The 18,469-nt window shown below is 61.2% G+C and carries 16 protein-coding genes and 1 riboswitch; of the genes, 12 read left to right on the forward strand and 4 right to left on the reverse strand.

Annotated features, from left to right (window positions below; genetic code table 11):
• The first annotated feature begins 71 nt into the window (after nucleotides 1-71).
• Complete coding sequence (locus CZ338_RS08310; RefSeq protein ID WP_087118204.1) at nucleotides 72-461, forward strand: oxidoreductase; 390 nt, start codon at nucleotides 72-74, stop codon at nucleotides 459-461.
• A 16-nt stretch (nucleotides 462-477) separates the two neighbouring features.
• Here CZ338_RS08310 and CZ338_RS08315 read toward each other — a convergent pair whose 3' ends face one another.
• Complete coding sequence (locus tag CZ338_RS08315; RefSeq protein WP_087117775.1) at nucleotides 478-2,001, reverse strand: leucyl aminopeptidase; 1,524 nt, start codon at nucleotides 1,999-2,001, stop codon at nucleotides 478-480.
• Between the two features lie 115 nt (nucleotides 2,002-2,116).
• Between CZ338_RS08315 and CZ338_RS08320 the strand changes: the two genes are divergently transcribed.
• Entirely contained in the window at nucleotides 2,117-3,232 is a 1,116-nt protein-coding gene (locus tag CZ338_RS08320) for a branched-chain amino acid aminotransferase (protein ID WP_087117776.1), read from the forward strand.
• 13 nt (nucleotides 3,233-3,245) lie between these two features.
• Here the strand turns inward: CZ338_RS08320 and CZ338_RS08325 are convergent, their stop codons facing one another.
• Both CZ338_RS08325 and CZ338_RS08330 read right to left on the reverse strand, forming a co-directional pair.
• A complete protein-coding gene (locus CZ338_RS08325; RefSeq protein ID WP_087117777.1) occupies nucleotides 3,246-4,289 on the reverse strand; it encodes a nicotinate-nucleotide--dimethylbenzimidazole phosphoribosyltransferase in 1,044 nt (347 codons plus the stop codon).
• Between the two features lie 9 nt (nucleotides 4,290-4,298).
• Nucleotides 4,299-5,132, reverse strand: a complete 834-nt coding sequence (locus tag CZ338_RS08330) for a DUF3043 domain-containing protein (RefSeq protein WP_087117778.1) — start codon at nucleotides 5,130-5,132, stop codon at nucleotides 4,299-4,301.
• A 192-nt stretch (nucleotides 5,133-5,324) separates the two neighbouring features.
• Between CZ338_RS08330 and CZ338_RS08335 the strand changes: the two genes are divergently transcribed.
• Nucleotides 5,325-5,669: a HesB/IscA family protein gene (locus tag CZ338_RS08335; protein ID WP_087117779.1), complete on the forward strand. Its 345-nt coding sequence runs from the start codon at nucleotides 5,325-5,327 to the stop codon at nucleotides 5,667-5,669.
• 303 nt (nucleotides 5,670-5,972) lie between these two features.
• On the opposite strand, the gene asnB is transcribed toward CZ338_RS08335, so the two are convergent.
• Entirely contained in the window at nucleotides 5,973-7,895 is a 1,923-nt protein-coding gene (gene asnB, locus CZ338_RS08340; protein WP_087117780.1) for an asparagine synthase (glutamine-hydrolyzing), read from the reverse strand.
• A 480-nt stretch (nucleotides 7,896-8,375) separates the two neighbouring features.
• Here asnB and ctaC point away from each other — a divergent pair, with 480 nt between their 5' ends.
• The 9 genes from ctaC to CZ338_RS08390 all read left to right on the forward strand — a co-directional run bounded on the left by ctaC (nucleotide 8,376) and on the right by CZ338_RS08390 (nucleotide 18,460).
• Entirely contained in the window at nucleotides 8,376-9,461 is a 1,086-nt protein-coding gene (gene ctaC, locus CZ338_RS08345; RefSeq protein WP_087117781.1) for an aa3-type cytochrome oxidase subunit II, read from the forward strand.
• Nucleotides 9,462-9,479: 18 nt separating this feature from the next.
• Nucleotides 9,480-9,911, forward strand: coding sequence for an aa3-type cytochrome oxidase subunit IV (gene ctaF, locus CZ338_RS08350; RefSeq protein WP_087117782.1), 432 nt, complete (start codon nucleotides 9,480-9,482; stop codon nucleotides 9,909-9,911).
• Nucleotides 9,912-10,348: 437 nt separating this feature from the next.
• Nucleotides 10,349-10,969 carry an aa3-type cytochrome oxidase subunit III gene (ctaE, locus tag CZ338_RS08360; RefSeq protein ID WP_204211909.1) on the forward strand — a complete coding sequence of 207 codons (621 nt, stop codon included), beginning with the start codon at nucleotides 10,349-10,351 and terminating at the stop codon, nucleotides 10,967-10,969.
• A 56-nt stretch (nucleotides 10,970-11,025) separates the two neighbouring features.
• Nucleotides 11,026-11,874 carry a cytochrome bc1 complex diheme cytochrome c subunit gene (gene qcrC, locus CZ338_RS08365; RefSeq protein ID WP_087117784.1) on the forward strand — a complete coding sequence of 283 codons (849 nt, stop codon included), beginning with the start codon at nucleotides 11,026-11,028 and terminating at the stop codon, nucleotides 11,872-11,874.
• Nucleotides 11,871-13,094 (forward strand): cytochrome bc1 complex Rieske iron-sulfur subunit, encoded by a 1,224-nt coding sequence (gene qcrA / locus CZ338_RS08370; protein ID WP_087118206.1) that lies wholly within the window; start codon nucleotides 11,871-11,873, stop codon nucleotides 13,092-13,094. The genes qcrC and qcrA overlap by 4 nt, the downstream gene beginning before the upstream one ends.
• Nucleotides 13,094-14,731, forward strand: a complete 1,638-nt coding sequence (gene qcrB / locus CZ338_RS08375; RefSeq protein WP_087117785.1) for a cytochrome bc1 complex cytochrome b subunit — start codon at nucleotides 13,094-13,096, stop codon at nucleotides 14,729-14,731. The genes qcrA and qcrB overlap by 1 nt, the downstream gene beginning before the upstream one ends.
• A gap of 369 nt (nucleotides 14,732-15,100) precedes the next feature.
• Nucleotides 15,101-15,275: riboswitch (cyclic di-AMP (ydaO/yuaA leader) on the forward strand.
• Nucleotides 15,276-15,286: 11 nt separating this feature from the next.
• Entirely contained in the window at nucleotides 15,287-16,033 is a 747-nt protein-coding gene (locus CZ338_RS08380; RefSeq protein ID WP_087117786.1) for a C40 family peptidase, read from the forward strand.
• Nucleotides 16,034-16,270: 237 nt separating this feature from the next.
• Nucleotides 16,271-17,302 (forward strand): C40 family peptidase, encoded by a 1,032-nt coding sequence (locus CZ338_RS08385; RefSeq protein ID WP_087117787.1) that lies wholly within the window; start codon nucleotides 16,271-16,273, stop codon nucleotides 17,300-17,302.
• A 6-nt stretch (nucleotides 17,303-17,308) separates the two neighbouring features.
• Nucleotides 17,309-18,460 carry a glycosyltransferase family 4 protein gene (locus CZ338_RS08390; protein WP_087117788.1) on the forward strand — a complete coding sequence of 384 codons (1,152 nt, stop codon included), beginning with the start codon at nucleotides 17,309-17,311 and terminating at the stop codon, nucleotides 18,458-18,460.
• Nucleotides 18,461-18,469: the final 9 nt, after the last annotated feature.

Here is an 18,469-nt window from a genome sequence, read left to right on the forward strand (position 1 = left end):
TAGTGGCTCTAGCGCCCTCACGGATGTCCGCAACGGGGGTGTGTTCTTGGTCGCCTTATATGATGTTGTGCGTGTTCAACATCTTCGGCTCCCGGAAAAACAATTCTCCGATCAAGCCCCCGCGCGGGCCCGGTGAGACGGTGCGTCCTGAAGATGCCCAGTACTTGAAGCAGTGGGCTGCGCAGCATGCTTTCGTAGAGGGCTACGTTGAACCCGAGACGTTGGTCAACGAGATGTCGGTGGTTTTGGTGGCAGAGAACGGGGAATTCACCCGCCGCCGTATCGGCGGCCCCAAAGGCATCGATGCCGTGAGCAAGGCTTTAGGAATTCAGCTTTACGACGTCGAGGAGACCGGTTATCCCGACCGGATGCGCAAGCGGATGGAGCAAGAACGCATCCTTCGCAAGCGCGCGGAGCAAAGAGAACGCCGCGCCCGGTTCGAGCGCGGCGAGAAGATCTAGCAGGTCGAGCTTCTAATTAAACGAGGGTGCGGATCGTCTCCACAAGGGTGCGGACGGGGATTCCGGTTGCCCGGGGCGGGGTGAAGCCGTAGGCGCCGCCGGTGTTCCAGGCGGGGCTGGCCACATCGACGTGAGCCCATTCAATATCATCGGCGACGAAGCGAGAGAGGTAAGTGGCGGCGAACTCCATGCCGCCGAAACGGTCGCTGTTGGCGTTCTTGACGTCCGCCACCTTGGAGGCGATTTCCTCCTCGTGCTCTTCCAAAAGCGGCATCGCCCAGCCGGGTTCGTCGATTTTCCGGCCGCTTTCTGCGATGCGGTCGCGCAGCTCGTCGCTGCCCATTACACCGAAGGTGCGCTTGCCCAACGCCACCATTTGGGCACCGGTGAGGGTGGACGTTTCGACCAGGTGGGTGGGGGAGTCTTCGCACGCGCGGGCAATGGCGTCCGCGAGGACAAGGCGGCCTTCGGCATCGGTGTTGATTACTTCGCTGGTGATTCCTCCGTAATGGGTGATCACGTCGCCGGGGCGCTGTGCGGAGCCGGACGGCATGTTTTCCGCCAACGGCATCCATGCCTCCACGCGTACGGGGAGTTCCAGGGCGGCGACCGCGCACGCGGTGGCCAGCACCGCAGCGGAACCGCCCATGTCCATGACCATCTGTTCCATGCCGGATGCAGGTTTGATGGAGATGCCGCCGGAATCGAAGGTGATGCCCTTGCCCACCAGCGCCACCGAAGTGTTAGCGGAAGCGTTCTCTGGCGCCCACGTCAGGTGCACCAGGCGCGGCGGGTGCACGGAACCCTGTCCGACAGCGGTGATGCCACCGAAACCCTGGTCGCGCAGCTGCTTCTCATCCAGAATCTCAATAGACAAGCCCGCGGCGGTGGCGACCTGCTCGGCGTATCCGGCGTAGAGCTCCGGGTACAACAAATTCGAGGGAGTGTTCACCAGATCGCGGGCCAGCGCGACTGCGTGTCCCATAGTGGCAGCCTGCTCAAAGGCATCCTGATCCTTTTCCACGCCGTCGCGGCCGATCACCGTGATACGAGGGGCGGAATCGGATGCATCGAGCTCGTTGTTGCCAGCGTTCGTGGTTTCAGCAGTACCCGCCTTGGTCTTCAGCCCGGTGTAGGAGTAACCGCCTAGCAGCAGGCCTTCGACGGTGGCTTCGACCCCGAATTCGCCGGAAACGACCGTGTGTCCGATACCCTTCAGCGACCGGGCAGCGACGCCCATCGAGCGGCGCACGGAGGTGGGGGAGGTGTCGTCGCCGAGGCCCACTGCAATATAGAGGACACCCTCGAAGGCCACTTTGGTGATCTCCCCGTGTGCTCCCGTGGCTCCCACGGCTTCCAGAGCCTCCAGCAGACCGTCGCGGGTAAGAGCGGACACCGGCAGCTCCAGTGCGTCGTCGCCCTGAGCGACGGGAATGAGGCGGGCGGCGCCGTCGATAAGCGTGCTCTCCGCGGAAGACGCGAAGTCCACGCGCGGCAGGAGGCCGTGGGAGGGGAGGACACCGGTGGTGTGGGGAAGCATAGAACTCGTACTCCTTCTTCAAGCCGTGAATAACGTGCGTTTCTCGCGGCCGATCCTACGCCAGCGCGGGAACACCCCGTTTCGGTGTCCAGGTGCGGGCGTATGCTGATGAACCATGACGAGCTTGGAATTCACCGTGACAAAGAACGAGCACCCGGCGAGTGCGGAGCAGCGCGCCGAAATTCTCAAGGATCCGAAATTCGGCCAGAAATTCACCGACCACATGGTGGCCATCGATTGGTCCGAGGACGCTGGTTGGCACAACGCACGCGTCGAGCCGTACGCGCCCATCGAGTTCGACCCGGCAACCATGGTGTTCCACTACGGGCAGGCGATCTTCGAGGGATTGAAGGCGTACCGTCAGCCGGACGGTTCGATCGCGACGTTCCGCCCAGAGCAAAATGCGCGGCGTTTGCAGAATTCCGCGGAGCGCCTGGCCATGCCGGAGCTCCCGGAAGATCTGTTCATTGAGTCCATCCGCCAGATCGTCGAGGTCGACGAGGCTTGGGTTCCGGAAGCTGGTGGCGAGGCCGCCCTGTACCTGCGCCCGTTCATGATCTCCACGGAGATCAGCCTTGGCGTGAAGCCGGCGAGCAGTTACACCTACTACGTCATCGCGTCCCCGGCCGGCGCATACTTCTCCGGCGGCATTAAGCCGGTCAAGGTGTGGATCTCCGAGGACTACGTCCGCGCCGCGCCCGGAGGCACGGGTGCAGCGAAATTCGCGGGTAACTATGCTGCGTCCCTGCTCGCACAGGCGCAGGCTGAAGAGCAGCAATGCGACCAGGTCGTGTGGCTCGATGCGATTGAGCGGACCTACATCGAGGAGATGGGCGGCATGAACCTCATGTTCGTCTACGGCTCCGGCGAGGACGGGAACGTCAAGGTGGTCACGCCGGCACTGTCCGGTTCTCTGCTGCCAGGCATCACGCGCGATTCACTGCTGCAGGTCGCCCAGGATCTGGGGTACGAGACGGAGGAAGCACGCATCTCTGTCGAGGACTGGAAGAACGACGTTGCCAGCGGAAAGATGACAGAGTCCTTTGCCTGCGGCACTGCGGCAGTGATCACGCCGGTCGGCCACATCGTCGGTAACGATATCGACTTCACGGTCAACGGCAACGAGGCGGGCGATGTCACTATGGCCATGCGCGAGCGCCTGACCAAGATTCAGCGCGGCGAAGTGGAGGACACCCACGGGTGGCTGCACACTCTCGTGCCCGCCAAGTAAAAGGGCTCCCCGCTTATCGACGTTCCATGGGGCCGGCCCCATCGCCCGCCCCGTCTTGGGAACGCATCTCGTCGGCGACCAGCTCCACTGCTGATGTGATCAGCGGAAGAACAGCGGTCCCGCCGGCACCTTGTCCGGTGGTCATATCGAGCGCCGCCACAGGAGTCAGGTCAAGCGCCTGAAGGCACACTTTGTGGCACGGCTCCGGCGTCAACTGGCTAGCGATCAGCCACTCTTTCACGCCGGGGGTGATCCGTTCGGCGGTGTAAGCGGCGGCGGAGGGAAACGCGCCGTCGATAAGCACGGGGGTGCGGCGCGACGCGCACTGGGCGATGAACGCGGTGAGCGCGACGAAGTCCGGTGATGAGATTCGGCGCATCACCTCCGCGACATCATCTTGGACCTCGCGCACGCGGAACATGGAGTCGCGCACGGCAGCGACCTTCACTTTCCAGACCTCGTCGTTGATGCCGCTGCCGCGCCCCACTGCCACGACTGGTTCTGTGAATGTGAGAGAGCCGATGAGTGCCGCCATCACCGTCGTGTTTCCTACACCGACATCGCCGGCAATTGCGAGGTCACATCCTGCGTCGATAGTCCGGTCCGCGACCGCGCGCCCGAGTTCCGCTGCGCGGAGGAACTGCTCCTCGCTCATCGCGTCCTCGACATCGATTGCGCCGGAACCCTCGCAAATAAGGGAGCTGGGCGCTTTCAGGCTGACTCGGATCAGTTCGACCGGTGCGCCAGCCGCTCGCGCCAATGTGTTTACCGGTGCGGCACCTGCATCGATTTCGTCGGCTTGAAGCGCTGATGCGTCAGGGGTGAACGCGGACAATCCGCGCTCCGCGATGCCGTGGTCGCCCGCGAAAATGACAACGCGCGGGGAGCTGATCGGCTGTGGGGGAGCGTCTCCCTGACGGCCCGCAAACCATGCACCAAGGGAAGCGAGGCGGCCAAAAGAAATCCCCCGTGGGTTTTCCGTCATCGCCGCCCGGACCCTCGCTTCAACAGCGGTGTCTGGAAGCGGGACTGCGTCGAGATGCAATGAAACGCTCATCGTGGTGCCTTATTCTCCGACTTTGGAGCCAATTTCTACCTGCGGTTTCGGCGTACGCCAACCCCGTGGCTGAGACGCGCGCGAGTAGGCGTACATGCCCAATCCGAAACCTGTCTCGGTCGTTTCCGGGAACTTCCGGCGGACAGCCCGGTTGGCGCGGCGTCCGATGAAGAATGCCTCCGTGAATATGCCGACGATGAACACCATGGACACCAGCGAGAGGATTTCCGCCACGCGGGGGAAGAACATACCCAGGATCATTATGGCCAGCAGAACGACCATGGCCGGCATCATGTAATTGGACAGAAAACGGCGCGAATCCACCCAGTCGCGCACATATCGGCGAATTTCGCCTTTGTCGCGGTCCATCAGGTAGCGCTCATCTCCCGCATCCATGCGGGCCTGAATCTCTTTGTTCTGTTCGCGGCGCTCTGTCCGCTCGCGCTTTTTGTAGTCCTTCCATTCCTCTTTGGACATGGAGGCCTTCAGTTCTTTGCGCTTTTGCGCTTGCTGCGGCTTGGACATCGCGTTCGGGTCGCGCACAACGCCACGCTTGACTTCCTGGTCGTGGCGTTTCGGAGTAGGGCGACCTTTCGGTGGAGTGTAACCCTTGGGCAGCGGCTTGCCGTCCTTGCCGGTGGGGCGCTCGGCAGATGCCTTCGCGTTCTGTCCCGCTGCCTTCTTTTCGGCCTTATCGGCCTTTTCGGACTTCTTTTTCGACTTGGGGGCCGGGGTTGTCGGCGCCGACGAAGCAGAGGGCGATGAAGCGTCACCGAGGTCGAGCTTGGTGGAGCCACCTGCGGCGGCCGCAGGGGCATCGGATTTCTTCCAGGGAAGTTTCACGCACTCTAGGCTACAAAACCCCGGCCCGCTGGTGGGAATACGGGTGCGTCCGGTGATGTTGAGGGAAAGCAGAAGCGCGCATTCCCGGTTTTATCAGGGTGACCAGCGCAAGTTAGGGTGCACTAGCATCCAGGTGCCGGCCAAGAGTAGGCTCGGTGCCCTGACACGATCCGTAGGCAAGGAGAAACGATCATGACTGCACCGACTTCCGCAACCGGCGTCAAGCTCAGCGAAGCCGCCGCCGCAAAGGCGAAGGCGCTGCTGGATCAGGAAGGCCGCGACGACCTGTCCCTGCGCATCGCCGTTCAGCCGGGTGGCTGTGCCGGATTGCGCTACCAGCTCTACTTCGACGACCGTGAGCTCGAGGGCGACAAGGCCGACATCATCGGCGGTGTCCGCCTCGTAGTGGACAAGATGAGTGTCCCGTACCTGATGGGCGCGGAGATTGATTTCGCCGACACCATTGAGCAGCAGGGCTTCACCATCGACAACCCGAACGCCGGCGGGTCCTGCGCCTGTGGCGACTCGTTCAACTAACAGTAACGCGGCACATTCATACTGAGCGGTGAAAGCATTGCGCCCCTTAAGGGGCGCATTTTTTGTGTATTGCCCCGGGAGTGCCGGCTCGTGGGTCTGCTGGCCTCGGGCGCCACAGGGGGCCGGTTAGACGCGTTTGAGACGCTCCCGCAAAACCGCAGGTGAAATGTTTCTCATGTTGCGCAAGGGATTATCACTCTAAACGCGACTAACCGCAGCTCCCGCGCGAAGCGTCAATGACAGAACTACCCCGCGCCGAGGACACACGGGGTGACGCCGGGCGGGGTAGAGGGGCAATTGAGCCTAGAGCTTCACTGGGTACTCGCGCTGCTCGATGCCTGGGTCGATGCGGTGTTCGACGAAGATGCCGTGCCAGATCATGAAGGCCAGCACAGTCCAAAGGCGGCGGGAGTGGTCGGAAACGCCGTCGCGGTGCTCCTTGAGCATCTCCAGAACCTCGGGTTTGTTGAAGATGTCGTCGGTCTGGGATTCGCGGATTGTCTGCTGAGCCCAGCCGTAGAGTTCGTCGCCGGCGAGCCAATGGCGCATCGGCACTGGGAAGCCGAGCTTCTTGCGGTGGAGTACGTGGGGCGGAACGATCTGTTCCATAGCCTTGCGCAGGGCGTACTTGGTGGTGCCGTCGGCGATCTTCAGTTCGTGCGGGATCGTCTCAGCGACTGCGAAGACCTCCTTGTCCAAGAACGGGACACGTAGCTCGAGGGAGTGCGCCATGTTGATTTTGTCGGCCTTGACAAGAATGTCGCCTCGCATCCACGTGAACAGGTCGAGGTGCTGCATGCGGGCAACTGGGTCCATGTCCTTTGAACGCGCATAAATCGGGGCTGTGACTTCGCGGTGGTCCCACTCCGGCTTGGCCCAGGGCAGGACCCGACGCAGTTGGTCGTAATTGAAGGAGCGGGCGTTGCCGTAGTAGCGGGTTTCCATCGGGGTGGTGCCGCGCTCGAGCAGAGACTTGCCGCGCATTCCTTCCGGCAGAATCTGGCCTAGCTTGTTCAAACCCTTGAGTAGGGGATCAGGCATCTTCTCGAAGGGCGCGAGGGAGAGTGGCTCCTTATAAATGGTGTAACCGCCGAAGAGTTCGTCCGCGCCCTCGCCGGAGAGGACTACCTTGACGTGTTTGCGCGCCTCCTGCGCCACGAAGAAAAGCGGGACGAGCGACGGATCCGCGACTGGGTCGTCGAGGTACCACATGATCTTCGGGATGGCGTCGGCGTATTCCTCGGGGGACACGACCTTGACAATGTGCTCCACACCGATCGCTGCGGCGGACTCGGCCGCGACATCCACCTCCGAGTAGCCCTCCCGTTCGAAGCCCGTGGTGAATGTCAGCAAATTCGGATTGTGGCGCTTCGCCAACGTCGCAATCGCAGTCGAGTCGATACCGCCGGAAAGGAAGGAGCCGACAGTCACGTCAGCGCGCATGTGCTTTGCGACGGAATCCTCCAGCGCCCCCGCAATCTTGGTGAACAGCTCCTGTTCTTTGCCCTTAGCCACCGGGATGACGTTGAACTGGGGGTTGAAGTAGCGCTGTGCTTCGACCTGGTCTCCGGGGGAGAGCGTGGCGGTGCAGCCGGATTCGAGGCGGCGGATCGACTGGTGCAGCGATTCCGGTTCCGGCACGTACTGAAGGTCGACATAGTGCTCGATTGCGCGGCGGTCCAGGCTCAGGTCTAGACCGAGCTCCGGTGCCATTTCGATGATGGCCTTCTTTTCAGAAGAGAAGACGGTGCCGGCTGGTGTCGTGGCGTAATACAGCGGCTTGATTCCGAATTGGTCGCGCGCTGCGAACATGGTCCGGGTTTCCGTGTCCCAGATGACAAAGGCGAACATGCCGCGCAAGTGCTTGACCACGTCTGCGCCCCAGTGGTGGTAGCCGACCACGATGGTTTCGGAATCGCCCTCTGTGTCGAAGCTGAGACCAGCGGCGGTGAGCTCTTCGCGGAGTTCGACGTAGTTATAGATCTCGCCGTTGAAAGTCAGGGCATAGCGCTCCGGGTTCTCTGCGGGGCCCCAGCGTAGGGGCTGGTGGGAGTGTTCAAGGTCGATGATGGCGAGGCGGTTAAAGCCGAAGAGGGCGCCATCGTCATGCCACGTACCAGCCGCGTCAGGGCCGCGGTGGTGGAAGCACGGGAGAGCGCGTTCGGCGGCGTCCGCAAACTCGGAAGCATTGGACGAGCTTGTCAGCATTGCGAGAAGACCGCACATGGGAATGACTCCTTAGATGGTCATTTAAGGATTATGAGTTCAGCTCTACCAACAATAAAGCCCGGATGAACCACTGCCGGAATTGGCGGGCATCCGCGTGGCGTGAACGGGTGTTGTGAAATCCGGGCGAAAGAGAGAGGCCCACCTTTAGCCCGTCCCCAATAGGGGTGCAACTTCCGGATGATATTTCTACGGATGGATGTGACCGCGGACACATGAATGGCTGGGGTGAAAAAGTGCGAGAACGAGAGTCGGCCGGTTACCAGCGGGTAAACCGGCTTGGGGGAAGAGCTGACGCGAAGGCCTTCTGCCGTGGCTGAACATGTGGCGCCGAGCAGCTTAGGAACCGCGTCCAGATAATCTATTCTGACTGGGTAGGAATATTCTGCTTTGCTCTCCTTCGGCTGGGTCTCAGTCGGAGTGGAGAATCGGAGGGTATTCACAGCTTTTTCGTTAGTGTGGACAGGAAGGCAGACACACGTGGATACGGCAAAGAACCGTGGCCTGGCCAAGAAGATCGGAGTCGCAGGCGTACTCGCACTCAGCGGCTTCGGTCTCGCCGGCTGTGAGGCTGAACCGCCGAGCGCATTGTCGAACTTGATCGACATGGGCTGGCCAGACCCCGTCACCCCTGAAGGTGCAAGCATGTACAACTTCTGGGTCTGGGTCTGGCTTGCCGCCTGGATTATCGGCATCATTATGTGGGGCATCTTCCTCTACGCGATTTTCGCGTGGGGTGGGAAGCGCCGCCAGAAGCAGGGTGCCGGGGAATTCCCGAAGCAGCTGCAGTACAACGTCCCTCTGGAGCTGGGGCTTACTATTCTCCCGATCATTATCGTGATGGTGCTGTTCTTCTTCACGGTCCAGGCGCAGACCAAGGTCGTTGCCCTGGATAAGGAGCCGGAGGTCACCGTCGATGTCACCGGTTTCCAGTGGAACTGGAAGTTCGGTTACGCACAGGTCGGTGCAAACCTGTCTCCGACGGGCTCCGACTACGACGGTGCGGACCAGGAGCGCCAGAAGCTCGCTGATGGGTCCAAGTACGACGATGAGGATCTCCACAACGCGAACCCGATTCACGGTCGTTCCATGTCGGACAAGTCCTACTTGAACTACAACAAGATCGAGACTGAGGGCACCACCGAGGAGGTCCCGGTTCTGGTCCTCCCGACCAACACTCCGATCGAGTTCCGTCTGGCATCCGGTGACGTGTCCCACGCGTTCTGGGTCCCGGAGTTCCTGTTCAAGCGCGATGTGTACTCCCACCCGGAGGCAAACCAGCAGGAGCGCCGTTTCCAGATCGAGGAGATCAACCAGGAAGGTGCATTCGTTGGCCGTTGTGCCGAGATGTGCGGTACCTACCACGCCATGATGAACTTTGAGATCCGCGCGGTCTCCCCGGAGAAGTTCCGCGACTACATGCGCTTCCGTGAGCAGAACCCGGATGCAGCTAACTCTGAGGCCCTCGCGTCCATCGGCGAAGAGCCGTTTGCAACGTCCACCCGTCCGTTCAACTCCGACCGAACCGGAACCCGCGGCGGCGACAACGCCGTGCAGAACGTCTAAGAGAGGCTAGGAAAAGCAATGGGAGCTGGAGCAAAAGTTTTCTACGCCAACGGCGTCTTTCTGACGATCATGGCGGTCCTCTACGCATTCGCCACAAACTTCGTCGGTGATGATGCGTACCTGTACGGCTACGAATGGGCCGGCGGTGTCGCGCTTATCCTGGCCGCGGCATTCTCGTTCATGCTCGGCGGTTACCTGAACTTCACCGAGAAGCGCAGCGATGTGCTCCCGGAGGATTGGGAAGAGGCTGAGGTTGAGGACGGCGCAGGCGTTCTGGGCTTCTTCTCACCGGGATCGATCTGGCCGCTCGCCATGACCGGAGGTATCTGCTTGATGGCCTTCGGGATTGCGTTCTGGCAGCTCTGGCTGTTGGCCATCGGTGCTGTCATCCTGATCTGGGCGACGACGAAACTGAACCTGCAGTACGGCATTCCGCGCGAAAAGCACTAAGAGCCTTCCGCTACAAGCGCGAGCCCCCGCACTTCACCGGTGCGGGGGCGTTTTTGCGTGCCGGCGCAGATTGGGAGTGGAGCTGAATGGGTACTGGCTACGAGGGGGTCAAACGAAAGTAGGGGAGTTCCGACGTTTACGCAGGGGTAAAGTGTGAATCCCATCACAGTTGGGAACTGAACGAAATTCGGTGGAACCACCGCGGATGTGATGTTCGGCGAATTCGATGCGGGCCGAGCCAGGGGCCTTAGCGGGCGTGGAGCGGTGACCTGCAGCGATGAACGTCGTAAAGCGGGGCCCAATAGTTCCCGAAAGTTTCATGTGTTCCGACACGCGGAAATGCCTGAAATAAAAGGGCAGGTCCGCGTTGCGCTCACATGAAAAATCCGGGGGTGAACAAGGTGACTTTATGGTTGAAAAGGGCGATACTGTAACGCGTGACGACTGCAACAACGAACCCAGGTATGGCGACAACGCCCGACCGTCTCCCAGTGCTGAACCGGCCGAACATGGTCAGCGTGGGAACGATCGTGTTCCTCGCCCAAGAATTGATGTTCTTCGCCGGCTTGTTCGCGATGTACTTCACATCGCGCGCGAACGGCATGTCCAACGGCGATTGGTCGAACCAAACGGACCATCTCAACGTGGTCTTCGGCACGATCATCACCGTCGTCCTGGTGACCTCCTCGGTCACGTCTCAGCTTGGCGTCTTTGCCGCTGAAAAGGGCGACGTGTTTGGTCTGCGTAAATGGTTCACGGTGACCATCGTGCTCGGCGTGGTCTTCTTGGGCCTTGTCGCTTTCGAGTGGACCGAGATGGCGACTGCCGGTGTCACGCCGCAGGCCAGCGTGTACGGCTCGGTGTTCTACATCATCACCGGCTTCCACATGGCGCACGTGACCGCGGGCATTCTCGCATTCGTCGTGGTCATGCTCCGTGTGGCTAAGTCGAAGTTCACCCCGGCTCAGGCAACCGCCGCCATGGTGACCTCCTACTACTGGCACTTCGTCGACGTCGTGTGGATCGGCGTGTTCGTTACTCTCTACTTGGTTCAATAGCCCGTCTCTCACAGCGACGTAAGCACGAACCACCGATTTTCGCTTAAGGGAACAACATGGATAACACCCCAAAGAAGGCGCGGAACCACCGCAGGATGCGCCGCACCGCCGCGGGCGCACTGGCGCTCGGTATCGGTCTGTCGGGTGCCGGCCTGCTGGCTACGGCCCTGACACCGGATGCGCAGGTGGCCACCGCCCAACGCGATGACCAAGCGCTGATCCAGGAAGGCAAAGACCTCTACGAGCAGGCGTGTATCACCTGCCACGGTGCTAACCTGCAGGGCGTTAAGGACCGCGGTCCGTCGCTCATCGGTACCGGTGAGGGCGCCGTCTACTTCCAGGTCAACTCCGGTCGTATGCCGATGATGTCTAACGACGCGCAGGCTGAGCGTAAGAAGCCGCGTTACTCCGAGGCTCAAGCGCTGGCTATGGCCGCGTATGTCGCGGCTAACGGTGGCGGCCCAGAACTCGTTTACAACGAGGATGGCTCGATCGCTATGGAGGAGCTCCGTGGCAAGAATTACGACGGTAATCTGCAGGCTGCGGATGTCGCGCGAGGCTCCGAGCTCTTCCGCTTGAACTGCGCTTCGTGCCACAACTTCACGGGTCGTGGAGGCGCGCTGTCTTCCGGCAAGTACGCCCCGGTTCTGGATCCTGCCAACGAGCAGGAGATTTACCAGGCAATGCTGACCGGCCCGCAGAATATGCCGAAGTTCTCCGACCGTCAGCTGACTGCTGACGAGAAGCGCGACATCATCGCCTTCATCAAGTCGTCCAAGGAGACCCCGAGCCCCGCAGGTTGGGCGCTGGGCGGCATCGGCCCCGTCGCTGAGGGTCTGGCTATGTGGATCATCGGTGTCACCCTCGTCGGTGCAGCCGCTATGTGGATTGGATCGCGCTCATGAGCAATGAAGTGAAGAAGAATTACACCAGCGAAGAGCTGGACAAGATGAGCAACGCCGAGCTCGCTGCACTGGGCACCGAGCTTGATGACGTCACGGTAGCGTACCGCAAGGAGCGCTTCCCGCTCGAGAATGACCCGGCTGAAAAGCGTGCGCAAACCGGCATCAATGTTTGGCTCGCGGTTTCGATCATTGCTGGCCTCGCCTTCTTGGGCGTCTACTTGTTCTGGCCGTGGGAGGCGAAATTCCACGGCCAGGAGGGTCTGTGGCAGTACAGTCTGTACACTCCGCTGCTCGGTCTGACCTCCGGTCTGTCGCTCGTCTCGCTGGGCGTTGCGATCGTGCAGTACGTCAAGAAGTTCGTGCCGGAGGAGATCGCGGTTCAGCGTCGTCACGACGGTCGCTCCTCCGAGCTCGATCGCCGCACCACGACTGCTTTGCTGAACGACGCGTGGCAGACGTCCACTCTTGGTCGCCGAAACGTCATGAAGGGTCTGCTGGGTGGCGCGGGTCTGATGGCCGGCCTGGTCATCATCGCTCCGCTCGGTGGCATCATTAAGAATCCGTGGCGTGTCCGCCACGAGATGAACTACAACGGCGACGGCACGTTGTGGACTCAGGGATGGTCTCTGGCCCGCGAGGGCAAGAAGCTGTACTTGGGCCGCGACACCTCTGCCATTGCGGAACTTCACGAAACGGGTGCCGGCAAGCACTACAGCACCGCCGGTGTGTCCCGACTGGTCCGCATGCGTCCGGAGGATCTGGATGCTGCTGCCATGGAAACGGTCTTCCCGCTCTTGGCGGAGGACGTCAACGATGGCGACAAGTATGACCCGGAGCGCGACGTGTACGAGAACCACATGCATTCCATTCACGGTCCGCGTAACGCTGTCATGCTGATCCGTCTGCGCTCGGCCGACGCCGAGAAAGTCATCGAGCGTGAGGGGCAGGAAGACTTCCACTACGGCGATTACTACGCCTACTCCAAGATCTGCACGCACATCGGTTGTCCGACGTCTCTGTACGAGGCTCAGACCAACCGCATCCTGTGCCCGTGCCACCAGTCGCAGTTCGATGCGCTGCAGCACGGCAAGCCTGTCTTCGGTCCGGCAGCCCGCGCTCTGCCGCAGCTGCCTATTGAAATTGATGAAGAGGGTTACCTCATCGCCCGCGGGGACTTCATTGAGCCCGTCGGCCCGGCCTTCTGGGAGCGTAAGTCATAATGAGCACGAAACTGGAACAAGCCGCGGACAACATTGACTCGCGGTACACGATCTCGGGCATTCTCCGCCCGCAGCTGAACAAGGTTTTTCCGACCCACTGGTCCTTCATGCTGGGTGAGATGGCGCTGTACAGCTTCATCATTCTCCTGCTGACCGGTGTGTACCTCGCCCTGTTCTTCGACCCGTCGATTACCAAGGTGATCTACGACGGCGGCTACCTGCCGCTCAACGGTGTCGAGATGTCGCGCGCGTACGCAACGGCATTGGACATCTCTTTCGAGGTGCGCGGTGGCCTCTTCGTCCGCCAGATGCACCACTGGGCAGCCCTCATGTTCATGATGGCCATGTTCGCCCACATGCTCCGCATTTTCTTCACCGGTGCTTTCCGTCGCCCGCGTGAAGCTAACTGGATCATCGGTGTCACCCTGATCCTGCTCGGTATGGCCGAGGGCTTCATGGGTTACTCCCTCCCGGACGACCTGCTCTCCGGTGTGGGTCTGCGAATCATGTCCGCCATCATCGTGGGTCTGCCGATCATCGGCACCTGGCTCCACTGGGCAATGTTCGGCGGAGACTTCCCGTCGGACCTGATGTTGGACCGCTTCTACATCCTCCACGTTCTGATCCTGCCGGGCATCATCCTCGCGCTCATCGCGGCGCACCTGTTGCTCGTCTGGTTCCAGAAGCACACCCAGTTCCCGGGTCCGGGTCGCTCCGAGAACAACGTCGTCGGCATCCGAATCATGCCGGTCTTCGCGGTCAAGGCGATGGGCTTCGGCATGCTGGTCTTCGGTGTGCTGGCCCTGATGGCTGGTTTGACCACCATCAACGCCATCTGGAACATCGGCCCCTACAACCCGTCTCAGGTCTCCGCTGGTTCCCAGCCGGATATCTACATGCTCTGGACAGACGGTGCTGCCCGTGTCATGCCGGCATGGGAGCTCTACCTGGGTAACTACACCATCCCGGGCGTGTTCTGGGTCGCTCTGCTTGCCGGCCTGATGGTTGTCCTGCTGCTTACCTACCCGTTCATCGAGAAGAAGGTCACCGGCGACGACGCCCACCACAACCTCTTGCAGCGGCCGCGCGACGTGCCTGTCCGCACCGGTATCGGCGTCATGGGCCTGGTCTTCTTCCTGCTGCTGACGCTGTCCGGCGGTAACGACCTTTTCGCTTACCACTTCCAGATCTCGCTCAACGCGATGACTTGGGTAGGCCGTATCGGCCTGATCGTGCTGCCTCCGTTGGCCTACTTCATCACCTACCGCATCTGTGTTGGTCTGCAGCGCAGCGACCGTGAGGTGCTGGAGCACGGTCTGGAGACCGGCGTGATTCAGAAGCTTCCGAACGGTGCATTCGTTGGTGTCCACCAGCCGCTCGGCCCGGTTGACCACCATGGCCACCAGCTGCCGCTGGAATACGCAGGTGCCCGCGTGCCGAAGCAAATGAACGAGCTCGGCTACGCAGACTCCGAGACCTCCGGCATCTTCTCGCCGGATGATCCTTCGATCACCGCGAAGCGCAACGAGATTAAGCGCGCCAACCACCACGAGGAGATTGCGACCCTCCGTGCCCTCGAGGCTGAGAAGGAAGTCTCTGACCGTGATGCTGGTGAACTCCCCCGCAAACGCAAGTAAGCGGACATAGTTCAGCACAAAGCCCCTTCCCAACTGTCCCCGTAGCCCGGGGTAGGGAAGGGGCTTTCGGCATGTGTATAGCGATTCGGTAACGGTGTGACGAGTGTCACATTTAAACTTTTACACGCCTGTGGTCTCTGTTGAATATTTTCGGAGGATGCATAAAGCTCCATATTTGCGCAGGTAAAAGGGGGTAGGTTCGTTGTGCGGATAATTCTCAGCGCTTATCCAAATATCAGTGCAGAAGCGCAATTTGGCCCGTTTTGGAAAATTACGAATTGATAACGGGCGCGTCGCTAGACAACGACCGTGTCCATTTCGTAACCTATTCGAGACCTTGCGGCCGCAGAGGCGCAAGCGATAAGACATCTGAACACTAAGCCGAGTCCCTTCTCCGCGCAGAGGAGATGGGAGCCGGGGAACCGAATACGTTTCCTGGGGTGAAAGAAGGACGAGGAGCTTTCATTCGAAAGCCGGGGTCCCTCAAGGTGAATTCCTGCACCGAACCCGTCAGCTAACCCGGTAGGCGACACTGGAAGATATTGGAGATTGTTCATGGCTAAGCACCGCCGCCAGACCGCCGCTGTTAAGCGCAGCATCGCTACCGCCTCCGCGATCGTCGCGGGTGCGACCCTCGTCGCCCCGGCCACCGCTGACGCGGCTCAGGTCAAGGTTCCTAACACCGGTATCGCAACCGAGATTCCGGGTATTGAGAATGTTCCGGGCATTGCGAATGTCCCGGGGATCGATCAGTGGATTCCGTCCCTGGCAGGTAAAGCAGATAAGAACGCTGATGTCCGTAGCGCCATCGCTGCCGTGAAGAACGTTCCGGGCATCCAGAACGTGCCGGGCTTCAACGACTGGATTAAGGGCGTGGAAGCGAAGTACGCTCCCGCCGCTGCGACCGAGTACCGCGCCGCAACCAAGGCCGCCGCTGTGGCTCCCGCCCCGCAGCAGTCCCAGGGTGAGCGCATCGTCGCCATCGCCAAGTCCAAGATCGGTTCCCCGTACGTGTACGGCGCTGCTGGCCCGAACGCCTTTGACTGCTCCGGTTTCACCTCCTGGGTGTACGCACAGGCTGGCAAGCAGATCCCGCGCACTTCTGGCGCTCAGGCCTCCGCAGGCCGCAAGGTGGCCATTTCCGACCTGCAGCCGGGTGACATTGTCGCGTACTACGGTGGCGCTTCCCACGTTGCTATCTACGCTGGTAACGGCCAGATTATCGACGCTTTGAACTCCGGCACCCCTGTGGGTTACCGTCCGCTGAACTACATGCCGATCCACTCGGCAGTGCGCTTCTAGGTATTGGCACTTCAGCGCATTTTGCCGGTCGTCTTCTCCCGGGTAGTGGGGGGAGCGGCCGGCTTTTGCTTTCAATTTTCACTCGAGTATCGGTGGTATCGGACAAGACGAAGAATTCCGCGTCAGTGTTTGACCAGCGGGCTTAGTCGGATTACCTTTGTTACAAGTTTGTAATCCTCCTCCGTTTCCTTGTGGCCCATTCATGGGCTCTTCTCTGTTTGTGAAAGAGGTTTCCCCGTGGGTAAGCACAGCGCTTCTTCTCGTTTGAGCGTCCGTAAGGCTCTGACCTCAACGGGTCTCGCGACCGTCATTGCGGTTTCTGGCACCACGGTTCCGGCGCAGGCGGATGAGATCGACGATCTGATCAAGCAGATGAGCGAAACATCCGACAAGGCGACTGCGAAGGCTGAGGAAGTCAAGCAGATTGAGTCGGATATCAAAAAGGGGGAACGTGAGGTCGCTGCGCTGAGGAAGACAGCTGAGACGGCTCAGCGGGATGCCCGTCAAGCCGCGACGGCGCAGAATGGCGCACAGGGCGCGGTGAATAACCACGCTCGCGCGCAGTACCGCAACCTGTCTAGTGACGCTAACGTCAATGCTCTTGAGTCCGCTAACCCGCAGGAGGCGATTGACCGAGCTGCGTATTTGGGATCGCTGTCGCGTTCGGCTCAGCGCACGTTGGACGAGTCGCAGCGGCTCAACCGCCAAGCTGCGCAGCGTGCGACAGACGCGAATATCGCTGTCGCTGTAGCGAATTTCCGCCAGGCGGAGCTGGAGGGCAAGCGCAAGAAGCTGGACACCGAGCGCCGTGAGCTCGAAGGCCAGGTCAAGGAAGTGGAGCGTCGTGTGGACTCCTTCACTCCGGAGCAGCGTTCCCGCTGGGAGTCCAAGAACGGTCCGGTGAGCCTCAACGTGCCTCCGTCCGCATCCGCGAACGGTGTTGTCGGTGCCGCGCTGTCGAAGATCGGTTCGCCGTACGGATGGGGGGCTGCGGGTCCGAGCCAATTCGACTGCTCCGGTTTGATGTACTGGGCTTACCAGCAGAATGGCAAGTCCATTCCGCGCACTTCGCAGGCCCAGCTGGCAGGTGGAACACCTGTGTCTATGTCTGAGCTGCAGCCGGGCGACATCATCGGCTATTACCCGGGCGTCACGCACGTGGCCATGTATGTGGGTAACGGCCAGGTCGTTCATGCTTCGGATTACGGTATTCCGGTTCAGGTCGTTCCGGTCAATTCCATGCCGGCGCAGGGCGCTGTCCGCTACTAGCGGTGCATGACGGCGCTTCTGGTCACGAATGATTTCCCGCCCACCGTGGGCGGGATTCAGTCGTATCTGCGCGATTTCGCGGACGAATACGTGCGCCTCCGGGGGCCGGAGTCGCTCGTCGTCTTCGCGTCGACGCAGGACAAGAAGGAAGCAGCGCTTTTCGACGCCTCCGTGCCCTATCCCGTCCACCGCTTGCCCGTCCCGGTGATGTTGCCGAGCCCGGCGACAGCACACCGCATGATCGAGCTGATCCACGAGCACGGCATCACCACGGTGTGGTTTGGTGCGGCTGCCCCGTTAGCGTTGTTGGCACCGGCGGCGCGCAGGGCGGGTGCCTCGAGGATCGTCGCCTCAACCCACGGGCACGAAGTCGGCTGGTCGATGGTTCCGGGTGCTCGTCAATCGCTACGCCGTATCGGAGAGTGTGCCGATACGGTCACGTACATCTCTGAGTACACTCTGAACCGTTTTGGGCGGGCATTCGGTGACAGTCCGGACTTTGTCCGTCTGCCCTCAGGCGTAGACACGGATTTCTTCCGGCCCGCCACCGAAGGCGAGAAGAGGGCGGCACGGGTCCGGCACGGCCTGGGGGAGGGACCGCTCGTCGTTGTCGCATCCCGCCTCGTCGCGCGGAAAGGCCAGGACCGGTTGATCGAATGTTGGCCAGCAGTGCTCGAGGCAGTCCCCGGTGCACGTCTGGTTGTCGTGGGCGAGGGCCGCTACGGAAAGAAGCTGAGGCGCCTGGCCGGGCGCCACGGTGTTGAAGATGCCGTCCTGTTCCTGGGCCGCCTGCCACGGGAAGAAATGCGCGACATCGTGGCTGCCGCCGACATCATGGCCATGCCGGCGCGTACGCGGGGAGGAGGGCTGGACGTGGAGGGGCTCGGCATTGTGTACCTCGAGGCGCAAGCGTGCGGCGTGCCCGTCATCGCGGGGAGGTCCGGCGGGGCACCCGAGACAGTCACCGCTGAAACGGGCATTGTGGTGGACGGAAACGACCGTGGCGAGATCGTGCATGCGGTGTGCTCGCTGCTGGGGGCTCCGGAGCGGAGACAAGCAATGGGGGAAGCGGGGCGCGCGATGGTGCGCGAACGCTTCTCGTGGACTGTGTTGGGCAACCGGCTAGCGCAGTGCCTTGAACCTGGTGCGCGTCCCTGACGGAAAGAA

Source organism: Corynebacterium urinipleomorphum, assembly GCF_900155535.1.
In the GTDB taxonomy this organism is placed as follows: Bacteria; Actinomycetota; Actinomycetes; order Mycobacteriales; family Mycobacteriaceae; genus Corynebacterium; species Corynebacterium urinipleomorphum.